The organism is Acinetobacter sp. T63, from assembly GCF_053852345.1.
Map to the genome: position 1 here is coordinate 2442091 of NZ_CM132659.1, position 24860 is coordinate 2466950.

19 protein-coding genes, 1 tRNA gene and 1 pseudogene are annotated in these 24860 nt (G+C 44.3%); 10 read left to right on the forward strand and 11 right to left on the reverse strand.

Features of this window, described 5'->3' with window-relative positions:
* Positions 1–46 precede the first annotated feature (46 nt).
* The gene (gene znuD, locus ACVLR6_RS11740; RefSeq protein WP_455995273.1) at positions 47–2200 is read right to left on the reverse strand and encodes a zinc piracy TonB-dependent receptor ZnuD; all 2154 of its coding nucleotides are present in this window, start codon (positions 2198–2200) and stop codon (positions 47–49) included.
* Between the two features lie 142 nt (positions 2201–2342).
* Between znuD and ACVLR6_RS11745 the strand changes: the two genes are divergently transcribed.
* The 5 genes from ACVLR6_RS11745 (at position 2343) to ACVLR6_RS11765 (ending at position 6984) form a co-directional block, all read left to right on the forward strand.
* On the forward strand, positions 2343–3107 hold the full coding sequence (locus ACVLR6_RS11745) for a DUF4184 family protein (protein ID WP_104499954.1): 765 nt from the start codon (positions 2343–2345) through the stop codon (positions 3105–3107).
* 144 nt (positions 3108–3251) lie between these two features.
* Entirely contained in the window at positions 3252–5036 is a 1785-nt protein-coding gene (gene aspS, locus ACVLR6_RS11750) for an aspartate--tRNA ligase (RefSeq protein ID WP_455995275.1), read from the forward strand.
* A gap of 111 nt (positions 5037–5147) precedes the next feature.
* Entirely contained in the window at positions 5148–5366 is a 219-nt protein-coding gene (locus ACVLR6_RS11755; protein ID WP_005180031.1) for a hypothetical protein, read from the forward strand.
* A 23-nt stretch (positions 5367–5389) separates the two neighbouring features.
* Positions 5390–6256: a lysophospholipid acyltransferase family protein gene (locus ACVLR6_RS11760; protein WP_163145449.1), complete on the forward strand. Its 867-nt coding sequence runs from the start codon at positions 5390–5392 to the stop codon at positions 6254–6256.
* Between the two features lie 32 nt (positions 6257–6288).
* Positions 6289–6984, forward strand: a complete 696-nt coding sequence (locus ACVLR6_RS11765) for a glycosyltransferase (protein WP_455995277.1) — start codon at positions 6289–6291, stop codon at positions 6982–6984.
* Here the strand turns inward: ACVLR6_RS11765 and istB are convergent.
* A pseudogene (gene istB, locus ACVLR6_RS11770) lies at positions 6981–7754 on the reverse strand (IS21-like element ISAba8 family helper ATPase IstB). The gene ACVLR6_RS11765 and the pseudogene istB overlap by 4 nt on opposite strands.
* Positions 7754–8773 (reverse strand): IS21-like element ISAba8 family transposase, encoded by a 1020-nt coding sequence (istA, locus tag ACVLR6_RS11775; RefSeq protein ID WP_104492572.1) that lies wholly within the window; start codon positions 8771–8773, stop codon positions 7754–7756. The pseudogene istB and the gene istA overlap by 1 nt, the downstream one beginning before the upstream one ends.
* A gap of 149 nt (positions 8774–8922) precedes the next feature.
* On the opposite strand from istA, the gene ACVLR6_RS11780 reads away from it, so the two are divergent.
* Both ACVLR6_RS11780 and ACVLR6_RS11785 read left to right on the forward strand, forming a co-directional pair.
* Positions 8923–9384, forward strand: a complete 462-nt coding sequence (locus ACVLR6_RS11780; protein WP_455996184.1) for a glycosyltransferase — start codon at positions 8923–8925, stop codon at positions 9382–9384.
* Entirely contained in the window at positions 9377–10390 is a 1014-nt protein-coding gene (locus tag ACVLR6_RS11785; protein WP_158650884.1) for a glycosyltransferase family 2 protein, read from the forward strand. The genes ACVLR6_RS11780 and ACVLR6_RS11785 overlap by 8 nt, the downstream gene beginning before the upstream one ends.
* 6 nt (positions 10391–10396) lie before the next feature.
* Here ACVLR6_RS11785 and ACVLR6_RS11790 read toward each other — a convergent pair whose 3' ends face one another.
* The 4 genes from ACVLR6_RS11790 to ACVLR6_RS11805 are packed head-to-tail and all read right to left on the reverse strand — an operon-like array spanning position 10397 to position 13807.
* Entirely contained in the window at positions 10397–11449 is a 1053-nt protein-coding gene (locus ACVLR6_RS11790; RefSeq protein ID WP_168397768.1) for a glycosyltransferase, read from the reverse strand.
* A gap of 6 nt (positions 11450–11455) precedes the next feature.
* Complete coding sequence (locus ACVLR6_RS11795; protein ID WP_455995279.1) at positions 11456–12268, reverse strand: glycosyltransferase family 25 protein; 813 nt, start codon at positions 12266–12268, stop codon at positions 11456–11458.
* 3 nt (positions 12269–12271) lie between these two features.
* Positions 12272–13015: a hypothetical protein gene (locus tag ACVLR6_RS11800; protein WP_104470822.1), complete on the reverse strand. Its 744-nt coding sequence runs from the start codon at positions 13013–13015 to the stop codon at positions 12272–12274.
* A gap of 21 nt (positions 13016–13036) precedes the next feature.
* On the reverse strand, positions 13037–13807 hold the full coding sequence (locus tag ACVLR6_RS11805) for a glycosyltransferase (RefSeq protein ID WP_075174841.1): 771 nt from the start codon (positions 13805–13807) through the stop codon (positions 13037–13039).
* Positions 13808–13969: 162 nt separating this feature from the next.
* On the opposite strand from ACVLR6_RS11805, the gene ACVLR6_RS11810 reads away from it, so the two are divergent.
* Positions 13970–15139 carry a nucleotide sugar dehydrogenase gene (locus ACVLR6_RS11810; RefSeq protein ID WP_455995281.1) on the forward strand — a complete coding sequence of 390 codons (1170 nt, stop codon included), beginning with the start codon at positions 13970–13972 and terminating at the stop codon, positions 15137–15139.
* Between the two features lie 58 nt (positions 15140–15197).
* On the opposite strand, the gene ACVLR6_RS11815 is transcribed toward ACVLR6_RS11810, so the two are convergent.
* The 3 genes from ACVLR6_RS11815 to ACVLR6_RS11825 form a co-directional block, all read right to left on the reverse strand.
* Positions 15198–16124 (reverse strand): branched-chain amino acid transaminase, encoded by a 927-nt coding sequence (locus tag ACVLR6_RS11815; protein ID WP_075174843.1) that lies wholly within the window; start codon positions 16122–16124, stop codon positions 15198–15200.
* Between the two features lie 24 nt (positions 16125–16148).
* Entirely contained in the window at positions 16149–18899 is a 2751-nt protein-coding gene (gene glnE, locus ACVLR6_RS11820; RefSeq protein ID WP_455995283.1) for a bifunctional [glutamate--ammonia ligase]-adenylyl-L-tyrosine phosphorylase/[glutamate--ammonia-ligase] adenylyltransferase, read from the reverse strand.
* 75 nt (positions 18900–18974) lie between these two features.
* Positions 18975–20249, reverse strand: coding sequence for a GAF domain-containing sensor histidine kinase (locus tag ACVLR6_RS11825; protein WP_168405310.1), 1275 nt, complete (start codon positions 20247–20249; stop codon positions 18975–18977).
* Positions 20250–21031: 782 nt separating this feature from the next.
* On the opposite strand from ACVLR6_RS11825, the gene ACVLR6_RS11830 reads away from it, so the two are divergent.
* The gene (locus ACVLR6_RS11830) at positions 21032–23269 is read left to right on the forward strand and encodes an NADP-dependent isocitrate dehydrogenase (RefSeq protein ID WP_168397773.1); all 2238 of its coding nucleotides are present in this window, start codon (positions 21032–21034) and stop codon (positions 23267–23269) included.
* 287 nt (positions 23270–23556) lie between these two features.
* Here ACVLR6_RS11830 and ACVLR6_RS11835 read toward each other — a convergent pair.
* Positions 23557–23643: transfer RNA gene (locus ACVLR6_RS11835), tRNA-Leu, on the reverse strand.
* 179 nt (positions 23644–23822) lie between these two features.
* Between ACVLR6_RS11835 and queA the strand changes: the two genes are divergently transcribed.
* Positions 23823–24860, forward strand: a complete 1038-nt coding sequence (queA, locus tag ACVLR6_RS11840; RefSeq protein ID WP_163141236.1) for a tRNA preQ1(34) S-adenosylmethionine ribosyltransferase-isomerase QueA — start codon at positions 23823–23825, stop codon at positions 24858–24860.

Sequence of the window (24860 nt, forward strand, 5' to 3'; positions counted from 1 at the left end):
ATTTCCGTGACATCCTCTTGATTTTGGCAATAAATTTAAGTTCTGCTTAGAAGTTATATTCTAAACCAACGGTAAAATTACGGCCCACTTGCGGAATATTGGACAGGAATGAGGTGTGTGAATAAACCTGATCATCCAGCAGGTTATTGGCTTTAAAGAACACGCGGTAGTCCTGGTTATTCGCCATGGCACCTGCATACGCCAGACCGACATTGACCATGTTATAGCCTTGGGTTTCCTGTTCATAGCTGGCAATCTGGTCCTGTTTAAAGACATGATAGTACTCTGCCAGACCTGACCAGCCATCAGCAAAATCGGCTTCTACTTTGGTACCTAAACGGCCTGCGGGTACACGCGGTGCGTTTTCACCATCAATTTTGCCACGCACATAGTCACCAAACAGGCTGACTTTATAAGCATCGTTAATGGCATAGCCTAACTGCGCTTCTGTACCGTAGAAACGGGCTTTGTCTTGTTTATAATCAACTAGACGGAATGTTCCTTCGCTGTCGGTTGTTGAGCCATAAATATAGTTATCAAACCAGTTGTGATAAACATGCACATGATAGTCGAGTTTTTCACCTTCATAATGCAGACCTAACTCAAGGTTATTTGACTTCTCAACATCCAGATCCTCATTTCCACGCTCATAGGTATTGGTGGCAAAGTGAATACCGTCCGCATACAACTCTTGTGCCAGTGGTAAACGTTGCTGATGTGAGCCAACCACAGAAAGCTTATAGTTTGGAGCAAATTCCCAATTGGCTGCTGCTGAACCTGACACACCGGTATCTGAATAGTCTTTTTGAGTTGAATCTACATCAATTTTTTGATGTTCTACACGTGCACCCAATTCCACATGCACATCACCAAACTGCTTATGTTCTAAACCAAACAGGCTATATTTTTCCGTTTTAGTATCTGGCATTAAGACTGATTCATGAAAATGATCATCATGTGGAACCATCTCACCGGATAAATCAATATTTTGTTGACTATATTGGGTACCAAAGACCCCTTCCCAACCGGCGACTGGTTTATGTACCAATTCTAAACGGGCATCATAACCTTTATTTTTAAAGTTACTGATGACTTCATTTTCTTCCAGCTCGTCATGTTCATAATCGGTATAGCTGGCATGGGCACGTAACTTGTCAAAGCCGGAAAATGGCTGGTCCAGCTCAGCACGGACGTCATAACGGTGTGATTCCAGATCGACCCATGGACCACCATGATGCGCATGGTCATCACCATGATCATCGTGAGGAGGACATTCAATTATATTCGGATTGTCATGATCTGGCCCACAACCATGATATTCATGACTATGCCCTGGTAAACCGTATTTGTCCTGACGGTTGCTATAAGACACCCCGACAAAACCACGGTCATGAATCCATGAGCCGCCAATATTCACGGTTTGCCCTTCTGCAAAGGTATTGTCTACACGACGGGCTTTATCAAAATGTGTTTCATGCTCTTCATCACCCTCATGTGCATCATCATGTCCATGATCTTCATGGCCAGCTTCATCATTATGATGTTCTACCCAGTAATCCGGCGTAATATAGTTATTCGCTTTACGTTTGGAGCCTTCTACACGTAAGGCAAAGTTGTCACCAATTGCCGCCGTCACCCCCGCACTGGCCAGCTTCTCATCGCTACCCGAGTTATAGCGCACGCCGACGGTGCCCTCTAAGCCATCTGCTGGGATTTGGGTTGGAATTTTCTGATCGGTTACATTGACCAAGCCACCCACGGTACCGGCACCATAGAGTAAAGTTGATGGACCACGAATCACTTCAACCTGTTTTGCCAGAATTGGATCTACCGTAACTGTATGGTCTGGAGATAAAGTCGATACATCGGCAGTTTCAGATGCGTGTTGTAAGACTTTGACACGCGGGCCATCTTGACCACGAATCACGGGACGGCTTGAACCTGTGCCGTACTGATTTGAATACACGCCCAGTTCATCAGCCAGTGCATCACCAATGGTTGTTGGGCGTTCAGCCAATACTTTCTGTTCCACCACCTGATCTGCTACCGCAAAGTCCGCTGCAGTCTGAACCAGAGGATGGGCCTTTAGCTGGATGGTTTCAAGTTGCTGTGCATTGGATAGATTCGCCTCATCTGCAAAAACTGCAGGGGTCACAACAGCAAAAATAGACAGTGTTATTAAATTCTTATGGAAGGACATGACTCAGGCTCAGAGTAACAAATTTGAATAATGTTATAATATAACATTTCAACTGTTTTGCAATAAAAAACATAAAATTCATCTTTGCTTGGTTAAGCTATAGGGCCTCACGGATTTTTCTGTTTTTATTGTCTACGCCTGTATGCCCTTTACCTTATCTCATGCGGTTTTAGCACCACCCATTGCCCAGCTAACAGGCCATCGTCTTCCCGTTGCAGCCCTTGCCATTGGCTGTATGCTGCCCGATTTAAGCCGATTATTTACCACCGATCAGGGCGGCTTGAATCATTTATGGAGTTCAATTGTTCATCCAAATTTATGGCTGGGTCTGGCTTTTTGTGCGGCGTGGTATCTGATTTATCGTCCGGTGCTGTATCGGGCGCTAGGCATACAACATGAGCTCAATCTGGATTCGTTCAAGTCGGCCCTTGGTTTTTTACTTGCGGTAATCCTCGGGCTATTGCTGGGCAATGCCACCCATTTAATTTGGGATGGTTTAACTCACCTCGACTTTCGCACTTTTGCCTTTCATAACGTCTTAAGCCAGCCGGTGTCCTGGTTCTCCCAGACCTATCCACTACATTTTATCTTGCAGATTGGCAGTTCGCTTCTGGCCCTGCCGTTTTTGCTGTGGATGTGCTGGCGTTATTATCAGCGCTATCGTCAGCATTGGCCAGTGAGCCGACGGGTCAAACAAGCGGCAGCCATCCTGATTGGCCTGGCTATTTTGCTAGGTGCTTATTCGGTCTGGGATTATGCCCGCTATTTCAGTGATGAACTCTGGTATAGCCATCGTTATTATTTTCTGGGCCGGGCTTTTAATGAGTTTAGTCAGGGTGCCTTAATCATTTTAACCACGGGCTGTATTTTATTCCAGATTCTGGACCGCAATCATGAGTTCGGTTAACTCGAAATAACAGGAAATTGCCGGGTTTTTCACGCTAGTTCTTGTGACAAAACCTGCAAAGAGGCATAATCCAACATTTACTTCAAGCGGTACGCTGTTTACGTATGCGCTGTCATTAACCCATATAGTTGGATTTTTTACGCTATGATGCGAACTCATTACTGCGGTTCTTTAACCGAAGCTCAAATCGACCAAACCGTAACCTTGTGTGGTTGGGTACATCGTCGCCGTGACCACGGTGGGGTGATCTTCCTGGATATGCGTGACCGTGACGGTCTGGTACAAGTGGTTATCGACCCGGATACCCCAGAAGCATTTGCCACAGCAGATAAAGCTCGTTCTGAATTCGTATTAAAAATTACAGGCCGTGTACGCCGCCGTTATGCGGGTACTGAAAATGCCAATATGGTCAGTGGCCAGATTGAAGTATTGGGCAAAGAAATTGAAGTGCTGGCTCAATCTGAAACGCCGCCATTCCCACTGAATGATGAAAACACCAATATTTCTGAAGAAATCCGTCTGAAATACCGCTTCCTGGACATCCGTCGTCCAGAAATGTTAGAGCGCTTACGTTTCCGTTCTAAACTGACCAACTTGATTCGTAACTACTTCGAAGACAACGGTTTCCTAGACGTTGAAACTCCAATTTTGACTCGTGCAACGCCTGAAGGTGCACGTGACTACCTGGTTCCAAGTCGTGTGTCTAACGGTAGCTTCTACGCACTGCCACAATCACCACAGCTGTTCAAACAGTTATTGATGGTAGGTGGTATTGACCGTTATTACCAAATCGCCAAATGTTTCCGTGACGAAGACTTACGTGCGGACCGTCAGCCAGAATTTACCCAGATCGACGTTGAAACATCGTTCATGAGCGATGATGACATCATGGATCTGATGGAACGTTTGACGGTGAAGATGTTCAAAGAACTTCTGAACGTTGAATTCGACAAATTCCCGCGTATGACCTATGCTGATGCGATACGTGACTATGCATCCGACAAACCGGACCTGCGTATTCCGTTGAAACTGATTGATGTTGCAGATTTAATGCAAGACGTTGAGTTCAAGGTATTCGCTGGCCCTGCCAAAGATCCGAAAGGCCGTATTGTGGCACTTCGCGTTCCGGGTGCAGGTTCACTGCCACGTAGTGCAATTGATGAATACACCAAATTCGTGGGTATCTACGGTGCCAAAGGTCTGGCTTACATCAAAGTCAACGAACTTGAAAAAGGTATCGAAGGCCTGCAATCGCCAATCGTGAAATTCATCGAGCCAATCGTGCTGGATCTCTTAAAACGCGTTGGTGCTGAAAATGGTGACATCGTCTTCTTCGGTGCAGATAAAGCCAAAGTTGTAAACGATGCGATGGGCGCGCTTCGTGTCAAGATTGGTCACGACATGAATCTTTCGACGTGCGAATGGGCTCCGCTTTGGGTAGTTGACTTCCCAATGTTCGAAGAAACTGATGATGGCAAATGGACTTCTGTGCATCACCCATTCACGCTGCCAAAATCAAGCGTTGAAGACGTGAAGAACAACCCGGGTGCTGCGCTGTCTGTCGCTTACGATATGGTATTGAACGGCACTGAAATCGGTGGTGGTTCACTGCGTATTCACAACCTGGAAATGCAAAAAGCCATCTTTGAAGCTTTAGGTATTGGTGAAGAAGAAGCTGAAGAGAAATTCAGCTTCTTACTAAATGCTTTACGTTACGGTGCGCCTCCACACGGTGGTCTAGCATTCGGTCTGGACCGTTTAGTGATGCTGATGACCGGCGGTGCGTCTATTCGTGATGTGATTGCATTCCCGAAAACCAAGACTGCTGAATGTCCATTGACTCAAGCACCAGCACCAGTTGAAGTGACTCAACTGCGTGATTTGGGTATTCGCTTACGTGAAAAACCAAAAGCGGAATCTCAAGAATAATAGCTTGTCATTCTAAAGAAGCCCTGCACTTGCGGGGCTTTTTTATTACATTGAGATCACTGCCGAGCAATGGCATAATAACTGCAGTTTTCATTCTTAGGTGATTCAGCAATGGCAATGCGTCCTGCAGTACGTAACCGTGGCATCATGCTCATTGTCTTTTCGATTGTACAATGGCTGTTCATGCGTTATATCTTGGCGAATAACCTGTTTGCGCTTGATACCAATGACCGTATTGTGTATTTCAGCCTGAGTAGTATTATCGGCGCCTTGCTGATTTTTGTCGGACTGATTTATATGGTCTTAAAAGGCAATGCAGATCGACCATAATTGCGCGGACTCTTGCTTGATTCATGTATTCCCTTCTTAAAAATTTCTCCAAACTCCCCCTGCGTTTGATTCAGGTCACTGCCCGATCTGTGGGCTGGTTACTGTATGTGAGCAACTCCTCTGCTCGACGCGTGACCGAAATTAATTTAAAGTCTGCTTATCCGGAGTTATCTGAATCAGAACGGGAGCAACTCACGCGGCGCAGCCTGAAAAGCCAATGTATGACCTATGCAGAATCGGTCAAGATTTGGGGTTCTGCGCCGGAGTTTGCCCTTGAACAGATCAAGGTCGTGCATGGGGAAGATATTTTTTTAGACGCCCTGCAAAACCCGAATGGGACCTTGGCAGTGGTGCCGCATTTTGGTACCTGGGAATTGATGAATGCCTGGGTGAATTTACATACTGCACCGGTCATTATGTATAAACCGAGCAAAAATCCGGATGTAGACCGGTTTATGCTGGAAGCACGGCAGCGTCTTAATGCCACACTGGTACCCACCGATGAAACAGGCGTACGTGCCTTATTTAAGCATTTAAAACAAGGTGGATTTGCCGCAATTTTACCAGATCATGTGCCTAAAGAGTCGGGTGGCATTTATTCACCTTTCTTTGGTCAGAATGCACTTTCCTCTACCTTGCTCTCTAAACTGGCAGCCAAGACCCAGTGTTCAGTGATTGGCTTAAGCTGTTTACGCCGTGAAGATTTAAGTGGCTTTGAGCTGCATGTGCAGACTTTGTCTGCAGAGATTAATGCCAAAGATTTGCAGCTTTCAGTCGATACGCTTAATAAAGAAATGGAGCGCATGATTAATGTCGCTCCAGAACAGTATTTATGGAGTTATAAGCGCTTTCGCAATTTAGAAGGCACACCCTCTAATCTTTACAAATAACATAAAACACCCATCTTCTGCTTTGGTCGATTATGATGAAAAATGCATCTCGCCCCTATCGAATTCTGTGTATCGTTGACCACTTAAAAGGTGGTGGTGCAGAAAAGATTCTTCTTGATACAGCTATTCATTTAACCAAACAAGGTCATCAAGTCACAATTGTTCCATTAAATCCAAACGATATAAAGATCGATATTCCTGATGCCTTGACCCTGATTTGCCCAGACTTTGACGCATCCCTTTATACAGGCAAATTATTAAGAAAGCGCACCTTACCGGATGCTGATGTCGAAAAAATAAAAACAATCATTGCTGCGCAAAAACCTGATCTTATTCTTCTTTCTCATGCATTTGCATTTTGTCTTTCCCATGTCATTCACGGCAATGTTTGGCTATGGATACATGGTGAAATTTTTAAACCTTACAGACAACCCACCGCAAATTTGTTTCGATGGTATAAAGAATATCGACGCTACTATTTGGAGAAAAAATATTTTATTCGGCTATTTGATGGCAAAAAGATCATCACCGTCAATCAAGACTTGGAAAAAGACTATCAACGACTGTTACCTAATGCACAATTGACAACGATTTATAATGGCATTGATATCACACAGATTGATCAACATAAATTAGCCGCCCCTCAAAAATGTCAACGGCATTCTAAAATTGACCCCTTTTACCTTACAAATGGCAAAGTAAAATTGACCCCTTTGATCTCGTATTAAGTTTCAACCTGGGGCTGAATCCCAATTCTTTTTTTATCCTTCAAACGATAACTCTCACCCGATATTTGTACCACATGACAGTGATGTAATAGCCGATCTAACATCGCAGCGGTCAACGTGACATCATCCGCAAATGACTTAGACCATTTGCTAAAGGGTAAGTTACTCGTCAATATCGTACTGCCTTTTTCATAACGCTTGGCAATCACGTTAAAGAACAGATTCGCTTCTTCACGTCCAAACGGTAAATAACCAATTTCATCGATAATCAGTAACTTTGGTCCCAGTACCGCACGCTGCATATAGGTTTTCAATTTACCTTACTGATAGGCTGTACTCAGTTGCAGCATTAAATCCGCTGCAGTAATGAACTTGATCTTAATGTTGTTCATGATGGCCTTATAGCCTAATGCCATAGATAAATGCGTTTTTCCTACTCCGCTAGCCCCCAGAAACACCACATTTTCTGCTCTAGCAATAAAGCTCAGATTGAACAGTTCAATCACCTGTGATTTAGGGGCCCCTAGGGCATAATTAAAATCATAGTCTTCCAGGGTTTTGACTTGAGGCAGGCCTGAGAGTTTCATCAGTACCTGCTGACTGCGCTGTTGCCTGACAGCATATTCATGCGTCAAGATAGCTTCAACAAAGTCGGCATAACTTCCATCCTGACCTAATGTTTGTTGTGCATGATGTGACCATTGTGATGCGATGGTAGGCAGATTGAGCTTTTGGCAAAGCTGCTCTATACGGTCGTATTGCAGATTCATCAGGAAACTCCCAGCAACTGGTCATATACAGATAAGGGATGCTGCAAACTCTCGTAGGGCATGACATGCTGTGCTGCTGCAACAGGTACAGTGCTGGAACCTGTATCTGATTGCGGTAATGGCGTAAATTTTTGCTGCTCCTGTTGTAGTCGAACAGCCGGTTTTTCTTGCGTGGTGGCATGAATCCGCTGATTGGCGGTTTCATGCAGCCACCGGCCAATGTGGGCATTGGCGACATCAACATCTAACAGTAAACCCGAAGTCTTCAGGCTTGCTTTCAATGGCACAATAAAGCTTGATTTGAGGTATCCATTAAAGCGTTCAACTTTGCCTTTGGTCTGTGCACGGTAGGGCTTACATACGCGAGGACGAAAGCTGTACTTCTTGGCGCAGTCGAGCAGTTTGGGGTTCCATTTATGCTGCCCCTCCTGATAGGCATCCCGTTCAATCATGATCGTTTTAGCGTTATCAAACAGGATTTCTTGAGGTACTCCTGCAAAGAACTGAAATGCATTTTCTAGACCATCGATCCATGCATCCGTACGTTCATGATCATAAAATTTCACGAAAGTCGCTCTGGAATACCCTAATGTTGCGACAAAGGCTTTCAAAGTCGTGTTGTTGCGTCGAATTGTGGTGAAATCCACCTGCATTTGTTGGCCAGGTTGGGTTTCAAAACGAATGATCGGTTCCGGTTTGGCAACTGGTTTTAATGTTGCAAGATATTCCCTCAAGATCCTGATCTTTCCTGGATATCCCAACCCTAAAATTTCCTGGTAGAGCACAACAGCAGGAATCCATTCAGGATGAGCTGCGTTTACACGTTGGAGTAAATAGGGTTTATATGGGTCAAGGATACTTATTCTAGGCTGTATACGTTGATACTGAGGTGTGGTGTTTTGCCGTAAATATTTACGTACGGTATTTCTGGACACCCCCAGTTCACGACTAATGGCTTTAATAGATTTACCTTGTTGATGAAGTATTTGGATTGTCACTGCTTGCTCCAAAGTTAACATGTTGAGCAGTCCAAAATGACCGCTATATTAACCAAGGGGGTCAGTTTTTAAATGCCATTAGGGGGTCATTTTTACACTGCCGCTAACAAAAACATTGGGACTGTGTATTTGTCGGACGTTTAAGTCATGAAAAACAGCCAGATCATGCCATCCGGGCATTTGCCCAATCTAAGACAGCAAAAAATATGCTGATTATTGGCGATGGAGAGTTAAAAACAGATTTACAGGCGTTATGCAAACAACTAGAGATTGAAGATCGTGTTGAGTTTTTGGGTTGGGTCAATCACCCATATGCATATATCCAACAAAGCCGCTTGCTGATTTCCAGTTCACAAAGTGAAGGCTACGGTCTTGTTATTTCAGAAGCACTGTATTTGGATGTACCCGTAGTGGCTTATTACGTCAGTGATGCAATTGATCATCAATTAAGTATTGCAAATTTAAAAGATAATCTCGTTCAGCCACAAAATATAGATGCATTAGCTGAAAAAATAGATCAGAATCTCGCCCAATACCCCGCTTTAAATTTTGATAAAACATTGCTTAGTAATGAAAATATGGTCGGGAAATTTTTAAGTCTGATTCAGGATGATCACTGTTCACATGTTTAACTTAACCATCATCATTCCTATTTATAATGTTGAGCAGTATATCCTTGATTGTATTCAAAGTGTCATTGCTCAATTAACCGATGACATTGAAGTGATTTGTGTTGATGATGGTTCAACGGATCATTCGATCGATGTCCTCAGCACATACCTGAAGCAACAGCCACAAACACACATCAAAAATATTAAAATTCTCCAGCAGCAAAATGCTGGGGTGGCTGCTGCTAGAAATTTAGGTATTAGACATGCGCAAGGCAAGTATCTCACGTTTTTGGATTCAGATGATGTGCTGTTGCCGGCTTATGCACAAGAAATTCAGCGAGCGATTGCAAGTGATGCCGATGTCATCAGTTTTGGCTATCAAAGTCTCTCTGAAGATCTCACGCCAATCTCACATCCATTTATTCCTCAGCAGGTCCTTGATCAAACGCAGCAGCATCAGCAGACACTGATTGATATTTTTAATGTAAACCGTTGGTTTTCAGGCATTCACCTCTATAAAGCCTCACTTTTTCAAGGCATCGAATTTCCTAAACTCAGTCATTATGAAGATGCAGCCACGATTCCAGATGTCATCATGCAAGCCCGCTCTTTCTATACAATCCAAGCCGCTTTATATGGCTACCGTATACGTGCCAGCAGTGCCACCAATTGCAAAAATGCGTCCAATATTGATCGATCACTGCAATGCCTTGAGCAACTCATCCCAACCTTGATTGAAAAGACCAAAGCACAGGTAATTTTCATCATTCCATTAATGCATTTCTTTTATATTTATATATATCAAAGCACTAAATTTAAAAATAAACAGTGCGCAAAACACAATTGGAGCAAATTTGCAGGTGCTATCCAACAATTACCCCAAGCTAGTGATTTGATTCAAAATGAACACAACCGGATGTTATATCACTGTTTAGCTTTCGGCCTGTATGGTTTTTACCTATCCAAATTCATGAGTCGTCTGGTACGCTCCATTAAAAAACGCTTAGGACGACCGTATCAGCGATAATTGAGCTTAAACAATCAAATCTAAATATTGACGCACGGCAGTATCGGGTAAAAAACGTTGATCAAGCTGGATTTGACGTTGTTCTGTTTGTTGTAAAGTGGTCACCATTTTATCTGCTAAGGCAGCAACATCACCGACTGCAACTAAATCCTCTGCAGCTAAAATTTCACTCGGCCCTGATGGACAATCTGTGCTGATCACAGGTGTCCCCAAAGCCAACGCTTCCAAAATAACAAGCCCCAATCCTTCAAAATCGGATGAAAGCACCATCAATTTGGCATGCTTCATATAAGGATAAGGGTTCTTTTTAAAGCCGGTAAATATCACACGATCTTCAATGTGCAGTTCTTTGACTAATTGCTGACAGTTCGGCAAAAGCTCCCCTGTCCCCACAAGCACTAATTTTTCTTTTACATTTGCCTGTGCATAAGCACGAATCAAAATATCCTGACGCTTTTGTGGCTTAAACTTGCCCACGTTCACAATATAATCACCTTGCAGCTCAGGATGATATTCATCTGCTGTTGCAAGCACCTGGGCTACATCAATTGGATTATAAATAGTTGAGATGTTTTCAGTTTCAAAAAGCTGTTTAAAATCATCTGTAACACCTTGACTCACCCCAACACAAGGCTTGGCTAAATAAACCTTTTTGAGCTGTTTCATCATTTTATTATCTAAACGACCAGCATATTCCTGACTAGTTGTATTATGAATAACTAGATGTACATTTGGCAGCTTACTTTTGCACAAAACAAAATCTACAGGGAATAAATTTGAGAGAACCAGATCAGGAGTACCAATCTCGTTTAGAATAAATTTATCAAATGCTTTAGCTGCAATATTTGCCCGCATAAATTTAGGAATAGCACGGAATTTTTGGTAATTAAAAAAGTGTGTTTTTACACCTTCAGGAATCGGCAAATCAATAATATCTTTAAAATAAATAATATGAGCTTCATACCCCGCATCATTAATGCCTTTGGCAAGGGTTAATGCAAAGCGCTCAGCTCCATTCCCTTGCAGAGTAAAAATTGCAAGAATTACTTTCTTTTTCATTGGCAATTAAACCTGTTTGAATTTGTTTTTATCTAAAGCAATAAAACGCTTTTGCGCTTTAAACATCACTTGCACATAACGACAAGCCATTGCCCACTGCCCTGCAAGACGTCTAGTCTTAAATTTTCTTTTTTCCGCAGCAGATGCATACACAGGTTTATGATGTTCAGAACGCCCAATCACCGACTCAAACTGTTCCTCAGGCACTAAACCATAAGCCGCTAGCTGATCTTCTTGAATCACTGCAGCTGGCTCAGCTTGTAAACTATTTAAACCATAATGACTAAAAATAAATCCATCTGCGATGGCGGGTGCAGATGTTTCAAGCTTATCTAATAATTTTTGAGCACCGGAGGGATACAAAATATAGCCTGCTGCACCTGTCCGATCCTGATACAACTCGAACAGGTTGGTCTGACTATTTGCAAAAGAATAGACTGGCGTTTTAGAAATAATTTTCTTCCGGCTTCTGACTTCAAAATTAATCAGATCAATATCTTTAAAATTATGATGTTCAATGTCTTCAAGTAGCTGAGGTACATGACTAGCTAAGACTGCATCATCTTCTAAAATCAGCGCTGGCGCATTGGTTTGAACTACGATTTCCCATGCTTTCTGATGACTCAAAAAACAGGCCACTTCAACTTTACGGAGTGGTCGTTGCCAACCAAAACCTAATCGTTGATAGACCTCTTCACTAATCTCATTAACCGATACTGCATCTAAACGCTGAAAAGAAAGTCCGAGCCGAGCAAATTGTTTCTGCTGAAAGGCCAAGCGTTCAGTTGAACGCGCCAAATTGATAATCAGTACTTGCATCTGTTACCACCAGCGTGTTTTTTCACGCGTATGTCGTTGCTTAAAACGTGAATACACATTGTTATTTTCATCACGTTGTAAACGGTCAAAAATCTCAATCACAATTTGCCCAAGTGGATGAATTTCACAGACCTTTTCCAAACGCCAACGCATATTTCGCAAGGTATCATCGGTACCTACTGCAAATGCGGAGGTCCCATCAAACAAGGCATAACGCTGATGCTGCAAATGCTGCTGATGTTTTGGATTCTCCGTTATGGATTGATCACACAAAAAGCGCTCTGTTTCTTGCAACTTGAGTGTGTTAATTAAAACCACAGCATTCATTAACGTTGCCTTTAAACAGGCATCTTCATCAAAATCAATAAAAGTATCGCAGGCAGAAATCAGCCAGCGAATATTTAAGGAACGCAACAGGAAATCTCGTTCAGCCAGCCATAAAGCCTTAAATTTTGCATAATTATTTTGGCTATCGACTTCACGGCGAATCAGCACAATCAAACTGGCATGATAGTGATTCAGTTGAGGCTGTCCGACAAATTCCTGTTTCAATTGCTCAATATGCTCATTTAAATCTTTTGCTGAGCCATGTGTATACGTTAACTCAGTGCCTTCTATTCTTGTCGTCTTTAGTTTATCCAGATCTACATCATTGAATTGTGCATATACTTTATCTGCACCAAAACGGCGCTGATGGCGACTGAATGAAAACCATTGTTCAAATTTACTTTTCTTTCTTACAGGCATTTATCTACAACCCGAAATTGACTACTGCCAAGCCTCTTTAATCCAATCCGATGGCAACACATAACGATACCATTTTCCTCCACCGCCATGAATTGCATCTGGTGGATTAATTTCCCCATGGAAAATAATAATTTTGGCACCTTCCGGTTTCACCGGCGGCTTAAAATAGGCCATCGGAATCTTTTGCAGACAATGATATTTATAGCTTTTACACCAGCTCTCTGGCCAGTAGCTTAATTTTTTCTCCTGATCGACATACCAAGACAAATACGCCTGTTCATTACGGAACTTCTGACGGATCTCATCAAAATGCTCACGGAAATACGGCAATAATCCCGGAAAAGCACCCAGTTTAAAACGATAGACTGAACTGTTGCCTGTAATTCGCCATGGACGTTTCCAGTCATGAATAATCAGAAAATCACCCGGATGGGTAAAAAATGCGTCGATATTGTCGACAATGACCACATCTAAATCCAGGAATAGCGCATTGCCTGTCAAGCCATATAAATCTGGCTCAAACGTCGACAGCTTGTTCCAGCCACGCTCAGGCGCCCCTTCTGGCAAAGCCAGCGGCGGGATCGGAAAACATTCTACTTCCGGATTAATGCCTTCAGTACGGTCAGTCAGGCAGACCATTTTAAAGTCGACTGTGGTATGGCGTTTGACCATATTGTACAAACGGTTAACGTATTCCGAACCGTATTTGGTTCCCCATTTCATGCACAGAACAACATTCTGTTCCTGCATTAAAGAAGATTGAGAGTTCATCTCTGTTTCATGTAAAGCCATGCCGCATGATCCACCTGAGCAATGGCGCCATCATATCACAGAGTTACAAATTAGCAGAATGGCTGAAAAGAAAAGCCACTGCAAAATAACTGTCAGAAAAGCGTCATCGAACTTGCACATTCAAGATGCAGATTAGAACTCATCGCAGAACAACAATAGATTATGAAAATTAGTATTGTCGGTACCGGCTATGTTGGCCTTTCCAATGCCATGATTTTTGCGCAGCAGCATGAAGTGGTGGCGCTCGATATCATTCCTGAAAAAGTCGAACTGCTGAATTATGGCATTTCTCCCCTACAAGACCCTGAAATTAGTGACTTCCTGAAAAATAAAGACCTGAATTTTAAAGCCACCCTGCATCAGGCCGACGCCTATCAGAATGCCGATTATGTGATTATCGCCACGCCTACCGATTACGACCCGCAGACCAATTATTTTAATACCGACAGTGTTGAAAGCGTGATTCAGGATGTACTGTCAATTAATCCCTGCGCCACCATGATCATCAAATCCACCGTTCCGGTCGGGTTTACCGAAAAAATCAAACAGAAATATCGTAGTGGAAATATTATTTTTTCACCGGAATTTTTGCGTGAAGGCAAAGCCCTGCATGACAACCTGTATCCATCACGGATTATTGTCGGAGAACAGTCGGAGCGTGCCCGACTGTTTGCCGATATGCTACTCGAAGGCGCCATCAAAAAAGACTGCCCGGTACTTTTTACCGGTTCCACCGAAGCCGAAGCCATCAAGCTGTTTGCCAACACCTATCTGGCTATGCGCGTGGCCTATTTCAATGAACTGGACACCTATGCACAGCTGTTTCAGCTGGATACCCGACAGATTATTGACGGCGTCTGTCTGGATCAGCGGATTGGCAAATATTATAACAATCCGTCCTTTGGCTACGGCGGCTACTGCCTGCCGAAAGACACCAAACAGTTGCTGGCCAACTATCACAATGTACCGAGCAATTTAATTCAGGCCATTGTCGATGCCAATGTCACCCGTAAAGATTTTATTGCCCAGTCCGTCCTGCAACGCAACCCGAAAGTGGTCGGTATTTACCGTCTGGTCATGAAAAGTGGTTCAGACAACTTCAGAGCATCGGCCATTCAGGGGGTGATGAAACGCATCAAAGGCCGCGGCGTGGAAGTGGTGATTTACGAGCCGACCTTGCAGGAAGATGAATTCTTTCACTCCAAAGTTATGCAGGATCTGGATGAATTTAAACAATATAGCGATGTGATTGTTGCCAACCGTCAATCCGATGAACTGGCGGATGTGCTGGAGAAAGTCTATAGCCGCGATATTTTTGGTATGGATGATTAAGAACATTTTCCCAGCCAATAAAAAAGGACTCAGCTGAGTCCTTTTTTACAGTTTGCACTTATTTTACATAAGTTAACCAGTGTGCATATTTCGGATCTTTGCCCTGCACTGCATCAAAGTAGGCTTTCTGGATTTGCGTGGTGATTGGACCACGGACACCTTCACCAATCTGACGGTCATCGTATTCACGGATAGGCGTTACTTCTGCAGCCGTACCCGTAAAGAAGGCTTCATCGGCAATATAGAATTCATCACGAGTAATACGGCGCTCAACCACCTCATAACCCAAGTCTTTAGCAATGGTAATAATCGATTGACGGGTAATCCCATCCAGCGCACCACCAGCGATATCTGGGGTATGAATCACACCATCTTTAACCAGGAATACGTTTTCGCCCGAACCTTGACACACATAACCTTGTGGATCCAGCAGCATCGCTTCGTCATAACCTGAATGCGCCACTTCCTGATGGGCCAGAATCGACAGCGTATAGTTACCAGACGCTTTGGCTTTACACATGGTCACGTTTGGATGATGGTGGGTAAATGATGAGGTTTTTACGCGAATACCCTTCGCCATTGCCTCTTCACCCAGGTAAGCACCCCAGCTCCACGCTGCAACCACGGCATGAATAGTGTTGTCTGTTGCCGCAATACCGAGTTTTTCAGAACCAATAAAGATGATTGGACGTAAATAGCAAGATGCCAGTTTATTTTCACGCACCACATCAATTTGTGCTTGCTCTAAAGTTGCCTGATCAAACGGCACTTTCATTTGATAAATTTTTGCAGAATTTAACAAACGCTTTGTGTGCTCTTTTAGACGGAAAATAGCCGTTCCATTCGGGGTTTCATAGGCACGGACACCTTCAAACACACCCATGCTGTAATGCAGGGTATGGGTCAACACGTGAGTTTTGGCCTCACGCCAGTCAACCAGTTGTCCATCTTGCCAAATAAAACCATCACGATCAGCCAAATTCATGCCATAAACTCCAATTTTTCACAATTATTCACTCTCCAGCGCAAATGCTGCAGCTGGATCAATCAGTCTTTGCCATAACTTGCAAACGGTCATTCGGGTATCGTGCCAGTCGCTTGCAGACACTTGCATGGATTGATTTGCAAGGGCTAAGCGGTGGCTCTCTGCGCGTTCACGGAGATAAGCTTGAATCAGAGCAGTCGCATCGTTGCTGGATAAGCAACCTGTCTTTGCGGCATCCTCAAGGATTCGTACATTGTCGGAGTAATGGGCGAGATCTTTATTCGTCCCACTCCACGCTAACACCGCATACTGTGCCATAAATTCGATATCAACGATACCACCTGCATCCTGTTTTAAATGAAAAATTCCATCTTTTTTTTGCTCATTTGATGAACCGAGATGGTCTTTCATCTTCTGGCGCATTTTCAGCACTTCAGCACGCACATGCGCCTGTTCACGTGGCTGGGTCAGAATCCGGCAGCGTAGTTGCTCGAACTTGTCCCGAAGGCAGCGTTCACCGGCAATACTGCGCGCGCGCACCAGCGCCTGATGCTCCCACAGCCAGGCACTTTTTAGCTGATAATGCTCAAACGCTTTCAGGCTGGTGACCAGTAATCCTGCTTCCCCAGACGGACGTAACCGGGTATCGACTTCATAAACGCGGCCATCTAAAGTTTGGGTGGTCATCAATGACACAAACTTTTGCCCCACCCGCATCGCAAACTCAAAACCGCTGATGGGTTTAAGCCCGTCGGTATCGGCCTGTTCATCCATATAATGAATAAAGACCAGATCCAGATCCGAGCCATAACCGAGCTCAATCCCGCCTACCTTGCCATAACCAATCACGGTAAAAGCCATATGATCCAGCGTACAGCGCTGGCCTTCAGCATCCAGCGGGAAACCATGTTTTTTCGCGGTAATCTGATAAGCCAGATGCAAAGCAGCATTGACTGACACTTCGGCAATATCGGTGAGCGCATCGGAAACTTTCATCAGCGGACTTTCGGCCAGCACATCACTGGCTGCCACTGCCAGTACATTGGATTTTTTAAACAGGCGCAGTACCCGCATCTGGTCTTCGACCTGATCGACCTCAATCCGTAGCAATTGCTGACGCAAGGAATCTTCCAGATCCTGACGTTTCGGCAATTCAAAATCCATCGACAGAAATTCATCCAGCAGCACCGGATAATGGGTCAGCTCTTCACAAATCCATGGACTGACGGTGGCCATTTTTACCAGACGTTGCAATGCGCCTTTGCTTTCAATCAGCATCACCAGATACACGGTACGGCGCATTACCGATTCCACCAACGGCATCAACCGTACCAGCGCAACTTGCGGCATATCTGACTGCAACACTGCTTCGACCAGATGCGGCCAGAAGGTTTTCAGACGCTGTACCGCTTTGGCCGGTAATTTTTTCAGCGCATGTCCATACCAGAATTCATGCACCAGATTTTTGGCCTGATCATCCAGCACTTCATTCAGGCGCTGTTCCAACTGGCTAAAGCTTTCGACCAGCGGGTCTGGTTCTTTTTCTTTAATTAAATGCTCAAACTGGTAGATAACCTTGGCACGCTTTTCATCCAGAAAAGCCATAAAATCCGGCCAGCTCGCAAAGCCTAAAGTACTAATCAAACGCTGACGCAATTCTGGATCGGTCGGTAAGGACTGGGTTTGCTGGTCATTCAGCGCCTGAATCGCATGTTCAACCCGGCGCAGAAATAAATAGGCATCTTCCAGCTCGGCCACAGCTTTGCTGTCCAGCAATTCAGCTTCATCCAGATGATTCAGGCTGACCAGACATTGCCGGTCTTGTAGCTCCAGCTTGGACCCGCCATAAATCAACTGAAACACCTGCACAATAAATTCGACTTCACGAATTCCGCCAGCACCAAGTTTAATATCATCTTCCAGATGACGGCGCTGCACTTCGCGCTCAATCATGGCCTTCATTTCACGCATGGCTTCAAAGGCGGTGTAATCGACATATTTGCGGAATACGAACGGCCGGGTCATCTCCAGCAGTTCATCCCCTTCTTTGCCTCCGGTGACAATGCGTGCCTTGATCCAGGCATAGCGTTCCCATTCACGGCCGTGCTGGCTTAAATATTTTTCCAGCGCCACATGGCTAATCGCTAGGGCCGAACCATCGCCCCAGGGACGCAAACGCATATCAACCCGGAACACAAAGCCATCGGCGGTGATATGGTCGAGCAGATAAATCAGTTTCTGTCCCCATAAAATACAGAACTGCTGCACATCAATACATTTACGGCCGTTGGTTTCGCCCTGCTCATCGAAGGCAAAAATCAGGTCAATATCGCTGGATAAATTCAGTTCCTGCGCACCATGTTTACCCATGGCAATTACGATCAAGTCCTGCACCTTGCCATTATAGCCTACCGGCTCGCCATGCTTGGCCACCAAGGGAGCCCGGGCAAAATCTTTTGCTGCTGTTACACAGACATCAGCAAAATCGGACAGTTCACGGGTCAGGGTGACCACATCGGTTAACTGGTTGGCATCTTGCCAGATCCAGCGAAACATCAGCCGGGCACGTAAAATCCGCAGACTACGCATCCACTCGGCTTCATCCTGAATATCCTGCAAGGTTATTTGCACGGTGTGCTGAATCTGCTGGGTGCTTAAAGGGGTTAAAAACCGGTCAACTGCATAATCTTGTTCTAAGAGGGGTTGGTGCTTGGCCAATACCTGTTCTGCATATTGACTGGCACCTAAGGTTTTGCGCAATTGTTCCGTATTCATTCACACACCCAAAGCTGACTATTTTTTCTAGTTATATCAGGAGTCTGGCTAGAGGGGAAAAGAAAATTGCGTTTTCTACATTTTTACTTTTTCGAACTGTATATCTTCCGGCATTAAAGCCTGATGCGCGCTGGTGGCCTGCGGCAAGGTCACAATAAAGGTGGTTCCTTCGCCTTCATTAGATTCCACTACAATTTCACCTTTGTTCAGGTCAACAAAACGCTTACACAGTACCAAGCCCAAACCAGTACCTTTTTCACCGGCTGTACCTTTGCTACTGGCTGTAACCGCTGCCTGGAACAGCTGTTCCATTTGCGACTGGCTCATGCCCAGACCAGTATCCTGAATATAGATGTGCACGCCATCGTCTGCCTGTTCGGCGCGTAAAGTCACCTTGCCAGTACCATCTGTCGGGGTGAATTTTAGCGCATTCGACACCAGGTTCTGGATAACCGAAGTAATCATATTAATGTCGGCATAGACTTTAATATCATCATCAATCTGGTTAATCAGCTGAATATTCTTTTTCGCCGCCAGACTGTTCAGGACATCGCAGACAATTTGCGACGACTGTTGCAGCTTGAAGTTAATTGGATGATAGATAAAGCGGCCGCCTTCTGCCATGGCCCAGTTCAACAAGCTTTCCAGCAGGTTATAGGTCGATTGCGCAGTATCATATAAATAGTCGGCAATATTTTGCACACTGGAATCATCCAGCGTTTCGCGTTCTTGCGCCAGAACTTCGGAAAAACCGAGCAAGCCATGAAACGGCGCTCTTAAGTCATGCGCAATAATCTGGAAAAATTTGGTTTTACTGAAATTCAGTGCGGCCTGCTGCTCATACATTTCTTTTAGTTCAGCATGCTCGGCTTTTAACTCCAGATAATTCACCAGGTTAGTTGCCAGATCACTGAGAATTTCAATCGCCTGTAGCGAAAAAGGCTGCTCGTTCTGGTCGAAAAACAGAATCTGTCCAATCGAGCGACCATCGGACATTTTCAGATCAAAGGCCATAAAGCGTTTTGCTTCTACGCCTAAAGAGCCAATACGCTCAACCAGTTGTATATAGTGAGGATGCTCGGTATGAATGCAGTCTTGGCCATCAAACAGTTCGACAATCTGGATATGATCGGGTGCAATAAAGGCTTTAAAACAGTCCTGATGGGCATACCATAAATAGGGTTCGCCCTCGAAGGCCAGCGCGGAACGCTCTACCCCTAAAATTTTACGGGCAGAGGATAAAAAACGCTCAATCTGATTGGTGGCAGTAAATACCCCCAATAACAGAGACAACCTGCATGCACTCAGCTGTTCAGTTTCTGAACCTATTTCAAGCAACTGCAACTTCATATCTGCCTCATCCGAGATCCATTCTTATAGAATATTTAGGCCATTTTTAAAGCCGATTGCTCAGCCCGGTTAACAAACTTTAACAGAGAATATAACACCAAACCCAAAAGAATAAACTAAACTCCCTCATTAATTTGTAACCTGAAAAAATTTTAACAAAAGGTATATTTTTATTACATTTATTAAATAAATTCACTACTTTTGTTTATCTCTTTTTAAACAGCAAACTACTTTAACTGATTTTGGTTAAAAATAAATTGGCACATTTTTATACACTTTTTTTTCAGTGTGGTAATAGGTATGATTTCTTTAAACTCATCGGATTTTTAAGAGAATTTCCGGGTTAATTTTCACCGGATGATGGGATCAGCACGTTACTTTAGTTTTACATATTCTGTTCATGTTTTTGGACGATAATATATCCGCCTGATCAGTGAATCTTCATCGCATTATCGACCTGTCTTCTTGGTATTGAAAAAAACAGGTTGATCATTCAAATCTAATACGCAGATATGCTGGATAGAATGATCGGATTTGAGGGGAAAGATGGCTTTTTTTAGTGTTTTTCTTCCCCAAACAGGCAAGTGTGCATTTAAATCAGGCACAAATATCACGAATTAAAATGCATCATTTTTCAGCGAAATGTCGTTATCACGGATATTACGTTGACTGAAAAGGCTTGAGGGTCGATACTCTCAAGGTTTTACTTAAGCAAACCGGTTCGCAGGGGCTGATTCATCACTTTCACCCCCTCAAAACTCAATCAACGCAAGGGGCTATATATGGCTGGTGGAAAGTCAACCATCATTTACACACTGACTGACGAGGCGCCATTACTGGCGACTTATTCGCTGCTGCCGATTATTGAGACCTTTACTAAGCCGGCCGGCGTAGAGATCGTTAAAAGTGACATCTCCGTGGCCGCACGCGTGCTCGCAGAATTTTCTGACTACCTTACCGACGAGCAAAAGGTCACTGACAACCTCGCAGAGCTAGGTCGTCTTACACAAGATCCAGATACGAACATCATCAAACTTCCAAACATCAGTGCTTCTGTTGCTCAGTTGACTGCATGTATTAAAGAACTTCAGTCTAAAGGCTATGCGGTTCCTGATTACCCTGAAAATCCGACCACTGAGGAAGAAAAGGCAATCAAGACCCGTTATGGCAAATGCCTGGGCTCTGCCGTAAACCCGGTATTACGTGAAGGTAACTCTGACCGTCGCGCACCAACTGCGGTAAAGAACTACGCGAAAAAACACCCGCACTCTATGGGTGAATGGAAGCAATGGTCACAAACTCACGTTTCACACATGAATGAAGGCGACTTCTACCATGGCGAAAAATCAATGACGCTTGACCGCGCACGTAACGTAAAAATGGAACTCATCACTCATTCTGGTGAAACCATTGTATTGAAAGAAAAAGTAGCGTTACTTGATGGCGAAATCATCGATTCTATGTTCATGAGCAAGAAAGCGCTTTGCGACTTCTATGAAAAAGAATTGGATGATTGTAAAGAAGCAGGCATTTTGTTCTCTTTACACGTAAAAGCGACCATGATGAAAGTTTCACACCCGATTGTATTCGGTCACTGTGTGAAAATTTACTATAAAGAAGCGTTTGAAAAACACGGTAAATTGTTTGAAGAACTTGGCATTAACGTCAACAACGGTATGGCAGGTCTTTATGAAAAGATCGAAACCTTACCAACTTCTTTACGTGAAGAAATCATCGAAGATTTACACGCATGCCAAGAACACCGCCCTGCACTTGCAATGGTGGATTCTGCAAAAGGCATCACCAACTTCCATTCTCCAAACGACGTCATTGTAGATGCTTCTATGCCTGCAATGATTCGTGGTGGTGGTAAAATGTGGGGTGCGGACGGTAAGCCTTATGATTGTAAAGCAGTAATGCCGGAGTCTACTTTCGCGCGTATTTACCAAGAAATGATCAATTTCTGCAAATGGAATGGCAACTTCGACCCACGTACCATGGGTACTGTGCCAAACGTAGGTTTGATGGCGCAAAAAGCTGAAGAATACGGTTCACACGACAAGACTTTTGAAGTTCCTGCTGCGGGTGTTGCAAACATCACCGACATTGACACGGGTGAAGTGTTGATGACTCAAAACGTGGAAGAAGGCGATATCTGGCGTATGTGTCAGGTGAAAGACGCCCCAATCCGCGACTGGGTTAAACTTGCAGTAACACGTGCACGTAACTCTGGTATGCCAGCAATCTTCTGGTTAGACCCGTACCGTCCACACGAAAACGAAGTGATCAAGAAAGTTCAAAAATACTTAAAAGATCACGATACGACTGGTTTAGATATTCAGATCATGTCACAAGTTCGTGCGATGCGTTATACGCTTGAGCGCGTTGCTCGTGGTTTAGATACGATTTCTGTAACCGGTAACATCTTACGTGACTACCTGACTGACCTGTTCCCGATTATGGAACTGGGTACATCTGCGAAGATGCTGTCAATCGTGCCGTTAATGGCTGGTGGCGGTATGTACGAAACAGGTGCTGGTGGTTCTGCGCCGAAACACGTACAACAGCTGGTTGAAGAAAACCACTTACGTTGGGATTCTTTAGGAGAGTTCCTGGCACTGGCGGTATCTCTAGAAGAGCTTGGCATTAAAGAAGACAACGCGAAAGCGAAACTTCTAGCGAAGACTTTAGATGCTGCAACAGGCAAGCTGCTGGACAACGACAAGTCTCCATCACGTCGTACTGGCGAGCTGGACAACCGTGGCAGCCACTTCTACCTGGCAAAATTCTGGGCAGAAGAACTTGCTGCACAAGACGAAGATGCTGAACTGAAAGCGAAATTTGCTCCACTTGCACAAGCTTTAGCTGCAAATGAAGAGAAAATCGTGGCTGAACTTGCAGAAGTCCAAGGCAAATCAGTAGATATCGGCGGTTACTACGCGGTAGATCAAACGAAAGTAAATGCCGTGATGCGTCCAAGCGAAACCTTGAATGCAACGCTGGCTTCATTACAAGCTTAAATTGAATTTGACTGACCTTTGTTAGTCAGCTCATAAAAAAACCGGTGCTAAGGCGCCGGTTTTTTATGTTTAATACCATTAGATTAACAAGCGATCAGGGATGAATTTAACCATTCAGTGATGCCGTAAAAGGTGGAGCTATTTACTTATATCTTGATAGGTATCTTGATTATTCATCCTTTCCACGTTACGACACCCGAACATTTTTTAGAATAATCTGATTCTTCTTATTTTTCAGGCAATAAAAAACCCCAAGTCTGAATATGCTTGGGGCTCTTTAGAATCTGTGGTCCCGAGGGTCGGACTCGAACCGACACGTCATCTCTGACAGCGGATTTTGAGTCCGCCGCGTCTACCAATTTCACCACCTCGGGAAGGTGTTGATGCGTATAATAAACTGTTTCACCCGCTTGTCAACGCTCGCCTCCCATATTTGTTTAAAAATAAATCAACCCGATTTTTTTTGTCTTATAATTAGGCAATTTCAGCGATAAAACCGAAAAACGCATATACTACGCCCAATCCTGTTATTGTTTTGCGCATTTATTTAACCATGCAACTTTCTGATTTTAATTTCGATCTCCCTGATGAACTGATTGCCCGTTACCCGCTGGAACAGCGCAGCGCCTCGCGTCTGCTGCATGTCAATGCCGAAGGTCAGTATCAAGACCATCAATTTACCGATCTTGTCGACTTACTTGAAGCTGGCGATGTGCTGGTCTTAAATGACACCAAAGTCATGAAAGCTCGCCTGAAAGGTAAACGTGCTACCGGCGGCGCTGTGGAAGTGCTGGTTGAACGCATGCAAGATCAGTTTATTGCGCATTGCCATATTAAAGCCAGCAATTCACCAAAAGCCGGTGCTGAACTCTTCATTGGTCCAGATGAAGTGAAAGTCACGGTACAAGGCCGGCATGAGAACCTGTTTATTGTCGAGTTTTCCCAGCCCATTCTAGAGGTGCTGGATCGCTACGGCGCCCTGCCCATTCCGCCGTACTTTAACCGTGAAGCAGAAGCGATTGATACCGAACGCTATCAAACCGTATTTAATGATCCGACCAAACTGGCCAGTGTCGCTGCCCCGACTGCCAGCCTGCATTTTGATGCCGAACTGCTGGCCAAGCTTGAAGCCAAAGGCATTCAAAAAACCTTTGTAACCTTGCACGTCGGTGCTGGAACCTTCCTGCCGGTACGTACTACTGATATTGAAAACCATATCATGCACAGCGAATGGTGTGATGTACCAGCCGCCGCTGTGGAGATGATCCAGCAGGCCAAAGCACGTGGCAATAAAGTCATTTCAGTTGGTACCACAGCCACCCGTGCGGTCGAAAGTGCAGCACAGGCACATGGCGGCACACTGGCCGCCTGGACCGGTGATACCCAGATTTTCATTTATCCGGGCTATAAATTTAAAGTGGTGGATCGTTTGATCACCAATTTCCACTTGCCTGAATCCACCTTATTAATGTTGGTGTCTGCGCTTTCGAGCCGTGAAAATGTCATGCGGGCGTATCAACATGCTGTGGCTGAACGCTATCGTTTCTTTAGTTATGGCGATGCCATGCTGATTGATCAAGCTCAGTCTTAA